General features: G+C 64.9%; 1 protein-coding gene. It reads left to right on the top strand.

Annotated features, from left to right (window positions below):
- Positions 1 to 54 precede the first annotated feature (54 nt).
- Positions 55 to 1,137: an IS630 family transposase gene (locus ACFW2Y_RS35985; protein ID WP_384888001.1), complete on the top strand. Its 1,083-nt coding sequence runs from the start codon at positions 55 to 57 to the stop codon at positions 1,135 to 1,137.
- Position 1,138: the final 1 nt, after the last annotated feature.

The raw sequence follows: 1,138 nt of genomic DNA, 5'->3' as shown, positions 1-1,138 counted from the left end.
CTAGTGTCCTGCGCCATTAGTTCGTTGAATTAGTAGGCTGTCTTCATGGCGAAGATGGGGCGGCCGATGGCCGAGCTGGTGTTGTCCGAGGATGAGCGGGCGACGCTGGTGCGCTGGTCTCGGCGGGCGAAGTCCTCGCAGGCGCTGGCTCAGCGGTGCCGGATCGTGCTGGGGTGTGCGGATGGCAAGACGAACGGGCAGGTTGCCGACGAGCTCGGCATCTGGCCGCAGACCGTGGGCAAGTGGCGGCGGCGCTTCCTGGAGCGCCGGATGGAAGGGCTTGTGGACGAGCCCCGGCCCGGCGCCCCGAGGAAGATCACCGATGAGCGGGTCGAGGAGGTCGTCGTCGCCACGCTGGAGCGGTCGCCGAAGGACGCCACGCACTGGTCGAGGGCTTCGATGGCGGCCGAGAGCGGGCTGTCGAAGTCCTCGGTCGGCCGGATCTGGAAGGCGTTCGGTCTCAAGCCGCATCAGGTGGACACGTTCAAGCTGTCCAACGACCCGCAGTTCATCGACAAGGTCCGCGATGTGGTGGGCCTGTATCTGGACCCGCCGGAACGTGCCCTGGTCCTGTGCGTGGATGAGAAATCCCAGATCCAAGCGCTGGACCGGTCCGCGCCGGTGCTGCCGATGATGCCGGGCATGCCCGAACGCCGAACCCACGACTACGTCCGCCACGGCGTGACCACCCTGTTCGCGGCACTGGACGTGTCCACCGGCGAAGTCATCGGCTCCATCCACCGACGCCACCGGGCTGTCGAGTTCAAGAAGTTCCTGGCCAAGCTCGACAAGGAAGTCCCGGCCGGCCTGGACGTCCACCTGATCTGCGACAACTACAGCACCCACAAGTCACCGGCGGTCAAGAAGTGGCTGGAGGCCCACCCCCGGTTCCACATGCACTTCACACCCACCTACTCCTCCTGGCTCAACCAGGTCGAGCGATGGTTCGGACTCCTGACGGACAAACAGATACGACGCGGCACCCACAAGTCCCTCCAGGCGTTGGAGAAGGACATCCGGAACTGGATCAAGACCTGGAACGAGAACCCCCGACCCTTCGCCTGGACGAAGAGCGCCGACGAGATCCTCGAACGCCTGGCCTCATATCTTGATCGAATTCCCGGCGCAGGACACTAGC

The sequence above is a fragment of the Streptomyces sp. NPDC058877 genome (assembly GCF_042742855.1).
Classification (GTDB): domain Bacteria; phylum Actinomycetota; class Actinomycetes; order Streptomycetales; family Streptomycetaceae; genus Streptomyces.
This window is presented reverse-complemented; position numbering and strand designations above follow the sequence as displayed.